Here is a 4,768-nt window from a genome sequence, read left to right on the forward strand (position 1 = left end):
TCGGTCCGGCCACCCTTCGCCGTTGTGTTGTCGTCAGCTTCTAGCCTTCGTCGACGATGCCGAACATATGAGCTGAAATATCTTGGTACTCCACGCGGGTCTTGCCCTTTTCCAGCTTCGGAAGCTGTGCAGGGGAGTGGGTGTGGCAGTGCACGAAATCGAAGGCAGGCCACCACTTCTTGGGGCGTTCGTACTCGCTGAAGCCGCAGACTTCGCAGACCAGATGAATCCACACAGGGCGTTTGCCGGTACGGTTGGCGCGCGACTGCTCCAACCAAGCTGGTGGATTGGTGTTCAGCTCACGGAATTCAGCCTCGCTCATTTTGGAAGGAATGCCGTGGCGCTTGGCCATTTCTACTGGGATATCCAACGCGATTGCCGCGTCTCTACGAGTCATCATTGACATCTAGCTTATGCCATCTAGCCAAAAGGCCGGAAGGAATCCCCGCGCATCTCACCGTTGAGCAAGGAGCGGTATGGGCTGAAGCACAAAAAGCGGGCGTCGAGACCGCGCTTTTGCCAGTTTCCGCCGGCCCCATTCGTATTTTGTGCCTTGCATCACTTAGGATATGTGAAGCATGTGCTAATCATCACAGCCCATGCATGTACCTAGACGAAGGATGACTCATGGCTCGCAAGAAGAACGGGCTGCGACTCGCAGCAGCCGTTGTGGGTATCTCTGCCCTGGCACTGACCGGCTGCACCCAAGCCGCAGACAGCGGCAATGAAGAGGGCGGCAATGGCGAAGCCAGCGCCCCAATCACCCTGGGCACCACCGACAAAGTGACTTCCCTGGACCCTGCCGGATCTTACGACAACGGTTCGTTCATGGTCATGAACCAGATTTACCCGTTCCTGCTCAATTCCGAGCCGGGCAGCCCGGACCCATCGATGAGCCTTGCCGAGTCCGCGGAGTTCACTACCCCGACTGAATACACGGTCAAGCTGAAGCCGGGCTTGAAGTGGGCCAACGGTCACGACCTTGACTCCAAGGACGTCAAGTTCACCTTCGACCGCCAGCTGAAGATCGCGGACCCTAACGGCCCATCCTCGCTGCTGGGCAACGTTGAATCCATCGAGGCTCCTGACGCCACCACGGTGGTCTTCAAGCTGAAGGTCGGCAATGACCAGACCTTCCCGCAGGTGCTGACCTCCCCGGTCGGCCCGATCGTCGATGATGAAGTGTTCTCTGCAGACGCAGTCATGGACGACCAGAAGATCGTTGAGGCCAAGGCCTTCGGCGGCCAGTACGTCATTGATTCGTACAACAAGAACAACCTGATCTCCTTCAGTGCCAACGAGTCCTACCAGGGCGTTCTGGGCCCTGCAGCCAACGACAAGGCAGCGATCAAGTACTACGCGGACGCCAATAACCTGAAGCTCGAAGTCCAAGAAGGCAAGATCGACGTCGCATGGCGTTCGCTGACCCCAACCGACATCGAAGACCTGGGCAAGGATGAGAATCTGGCGGTCCACAAGGGACCGGGTGGCGAGCTGCGCTACATCGTCTTCAACTTCGATTCCATGCCATACGGTGCCAAGACCGATGATGCTGATGAAGCGAAGTCACTGGCCGTACGCCAGGCAGCGGCGCACCTTGTGGACCGCGAAGCCATCGCGAAGAACGTCTACAAGGACACCTACACCCCGGCTTACTCGTACGTGCCGCAAGGCTTCACCGGCGCCACCGAGCCGCTGAAGGACATGTACGGCACCGACGGCAAGCCGGATGCAGCCAAGGCCAAGAAGGTTCTGGAAGATGCCGGAGTGAAGACCCCGGTCAAGCTCGCGCTGCAGTACAACCCGGATCACTATGGCCCGAACTCCGGTGACGAATACGCACTGGTTGAAAAGCAGCTGGAGGCCGATGGCCTGTTCGAAGTGGATTTGAAGTCCACCGAATGGGTGACCTACCAGAAGCAGCGCGTCACGGATTACCCGGCCTACCAGCTGGGCTGGTTCCCGGACTACTCGGATGCCGACAACTACCTGTCGCCGTTCTTTGCCAAGGAGAACTTCCTTTCGAACAACTACGACAACCCCGAGGTTGACAAGCTGATCTCCGATCAGCGAGGAATGGTCGACGCTGCGGAGCGCACCAAGGCCATCGAAGAACTGCAGACGATGGTGGCTGAGGACTTGTCCACGCTTCCACTGCTGCAGGGTGCCCAGGTGGCCATTGCAGGCAAGGACGTCAAGGACGTTGACAAGACCTTGGACGCATCGTTCAAGTTCCGTCTCGGTGTGCTGAGCAAGTAATTCGGCTCTCGCCTCGCAGACACCAAACCTGAGGGGATCTGCCACGCGCCAACCCTTGGCGCGCGCGGTGGATCCCCTTGGCATGCGCCGTCATTGACCGCTCAAGGCGGCGCATTGCCACGCATCCTGAACCATAAGGACAGACGATGACTATCACGTCGCCACCGGGCCAAGAAGCAAGCCCGCTAGCAACACCCAAACCAGCAAAGCAAAAAGGCGGAGGATTCCTCCGCTACTTGTTTACCCGATTCTTGCTGATCATTCCCACTGTCTTCATCCTCATCACAGTGGTGTTCTTCCTGATGCGCGTGACCGGCGACCCGATCACCGCAGCCTTGGGCGGACGGCTCACCCCGGACCAGCTGGCCCAGCGCATCCATGAAGCCGGATACGACCGGCCGATCCTGATCCAGTACTTCGAGTACCTGGGCCAGATCTTCACCGGCGATCTGGGCCGCACCATGAGCGATAACCGGGCGGTCACCGAGGTGCTTGCCACCTACGGCGCGGCAACTTTGGAACTGGCCATCAACGCGGTCCTCGTCGCACTGCTGGTCGGCATCCCGCTGGGCCTGGTTGCCGCGAAGTTCCGCGACCGCTACCCGGATGCCGTGTTGCGCATCCTTGCAATCCTTTCCTACGCCACCCCGGTGTTCTTCGCCGGCTTGCTGCTCAAGCTGGTCTTCGGCGTATGGCTAGGCTGGCTGCCGATCAGCGGCCGTGCCGACTGGCAGACCGAGCTTAAACTGACCGGCCTGCAGAGCCCATCGGGCATCTACTGGCTCGATGCGCTGCGCAGCGGCAATAGCGCTGCCTTCTGGAATGTCACCGAGCATGCGATCCTGCCAGCCCTGGCCCTGGGCCTGCTCACCGGCGGCGTGTTCCTGCGCCTGGTGCGCACCAACGCAATTGGCACGCTGGGCCGCGAATACGTGGAAGCCGGCCGTTCGCGCGGCGTCAGCGAATTCCGCCTCACCACCAAGCACGCCTACCGTCCGGCGCTGATTCCGATTATCACTGTCATGGGCCTGCAGATTGCCATGCTGCTCGGTGGAGCAGTGCTGACCGAGACCACCTTCGAATGGTCCGGCTTGGGCTTCAAGCTCGCCGAATACCTCACCGCCCGCGACTTCGTGGCTGTGCAGGGCATCGTGGTGCTGCTGGCCATTATCGTCGCCGTCACCAACTTCATCGTTGACGTGCTGGCCGCCTTGATCGACCCGAGAGTCAGGTACTAATCATGAGTACAGCTACCTTGCCGGCTTCGAACAAGTCCTGGCTGGACCGGCTCCCGGTCATCTCCCACCTGCGCATGTCCTCGGGCCTGCAGCGGGGCATGCTGGTTGCCGGTCTGGCGCTCTCCGGCCTGTTCATCGTTACCGCCCTGTTCGCGCCGCTGATTGCGCCTTTCGATTTCGCGCAGTCCTCGGATGCATCCGGGGACTTCCCGCGCCAGGCGGCTCCGGACAGCAAATTCATCTGGGGCACCACCGCCACCGGCTATGACGTGTTCTCGCGGACCCTCTTCGGTGCGCAGACGGCCATCTGGGTGATCCTGGCGGCCGTGGTCATGTCCCTGTTCCTGGGCGTATTGCTGGGCTTGATCTCCGGCTACCTCGGCGGCTGGTTCGACCGCATCGCCGTGGTGTTGGCCGATGCAATCTACGCGTTCCCATCCTTGCTGCTGGCCATCGTGATGTCCATCGTGATTTCCCAGGGCCAGTCTTCGCTCTTCGGCGGCGTGATGGCAGCGGCCATCTCCATCACCGTGGTGTTCATCCCGCAGTACTTCCGCGTAGTCCGCGCCGAAGTGATGCGGCTGAAGGCGGAACCCTTCGTAGAATCCGCACAGGTGATCGGCGCCAGCCCATGGCGAGTGATGTTCGCGCACCTGCTGCGCAACGCCACCCGCACCTTGCCGCTGATCTTCACGCTGAATGCCACCGAGGCATTGCTGACCCTGGCGGGCCTGGGCTTCCTGGGCTTCGGCATCGAACCGACCAGTGCTTCGGAATGGGGCTACGACCTGAACCGCGCGATGTCAGATGCCACTAGCGGAATCTGGTGGACCGGCCTGTTCCCGGGCTTGGCCATCGTGCTCACCGTGATGGGCTTGACCCTGGTTGGCGAGTCCATGAATGACCTCAATGACCCGCGCCTGCGCCGCTTCAGCCGCAAGAAGGCCAAGCGCATCACCCAGTCCGGACAGGTAGGAGCAAGCAAATGACCAACAGTCCTCTCCTCGACTCCGAGGCCAACATCGGCACACCCGCTGTCTTGCGCATCGAAGACCTGAACATTGATTTCGTCACGGACGCCGGCGCAGTGCCGGCAGTGCGCGGCGTTGATTTGCAAGTCAAGGCCGGCGAGATCCTGGCCATCGTGGGCGAATCCGGATCCGGCAAGTCCGTCACCGCACGCACCGCCCTGGGCATCCTGGCCGAGAACGGTGCCTCGCACGGCGGGGTCTACCTCAAAGGCAAGAACATGCTCACCCTGCGCGGGCGCG

At 61.0% G+C, this 4,768-nt stretch carries 5 protein-coding genes; 4 read left to right on the plus strand and 1 reads right to left on the minus strand.

The features are described 5' to 3' along the window. Nucleotides 1–40 precede the first annotated feature (40 nt). Nucleotides 41–400, minus strand: a complete 360-nt coding sequence (locus ACNPM8_RS07465) for a hypothetical protein (protein ID WP_105656830.1) — start codon at nucleotides 398–400, stop codon at nucleotides 41–43. Nucleotides 401–627: 227 nt separating this feature from the next. Between ACNPM8_RS07465 and ACNPM8_RS07470 the strand changes: the two genes are divergently transcribed. From ACNPM8_RS07470 to ACNPM8_RS07485, 4 genes are all read left to right on the plus strand, one after another. After that, nucleotides 628–2,259 carry an ABC transporter substrate-binding protein gene (locus ACNPM8_RS07470; protein ID WP_332498154.1) on the plus strand — a complete coding sequence of 544 codons (1,632 nt, stop codon included), beginning with the start codon at nucleotides 628–630 and terminating at the stop codon, nucleotides 2,257–2,259. 146 nt (nucleotides 2,260–2,405) lie between these two features. Further along, entirely contained in the window at nucleotides 2,406–3,497 is a 1,092-nt protein-coding gene (locus tag ACNPM8_RS07475; protein WP_448939566.1) for an ABC transporter permease, read from the plus strand. Nucleotides 3,498–3,499: 2 nt separating this feature from the next. Next, nucleotides 3,500–4,486 (plus strand): ABC transporter permease, encoded by a 987-nt coding sequence (locus tag ACNPM8_RS07480; RefSeq protein WP_332485961.1) that lies wholly within the window; start codon nucleotides 3,500–3,502, stop codon nucleotides 4,484–4,486. Continuing rightward, a partial coding sequence (locus tag ACNPM8_RS07485) for an ATP-binding cassette domain-containing protein (protein ID WP_448939567.1) occupies nucleotides 4,483–4,768 on the plus strand: 286 nt, incomplete at its 3' end. The genes ACNPM8_RS07480 and ACNPM8_RS07485, both read left to right, overlap by 4 nt.

The sequence above is a fragment of the Glutamicibacter sp. AGC46 genome, from assembly GCF_053543715.1.

Excerpts from the sequence above, each read along its gene's own strand:
- ACNPM8_RS07465 (WP_105656830.1), bottom strand. The coding sequence starts at position 400 with ATGATGACTCGTAGAGACGCGGCAATCGCGTTGGATATCCCAGTAGAA.
- ACNPM8_RS07470 (WP_332498154.1), top strand. The coding sequence starts at position 628 with ATGGCTCGCAAGAAGAACGGGCTGCGACTCGCAGCAGCCGTTGTGGGT.
- ACNPM8_RS07475 (WP_448939566.1), top strand. The coding sequence starts at position 2,406 with ATGACTATCACGTCGCCACCGGGCCAAGAAGCAAGCCCGCTAGCAACA.
- ACNPM8_RS07480 (WP_332485961.1), top strand. The coding sequence starts at position 3,500 with ATGAGTACAGCTACCTTGCCGGCTTCGAACAAGTCCTGGCTGGACCGG.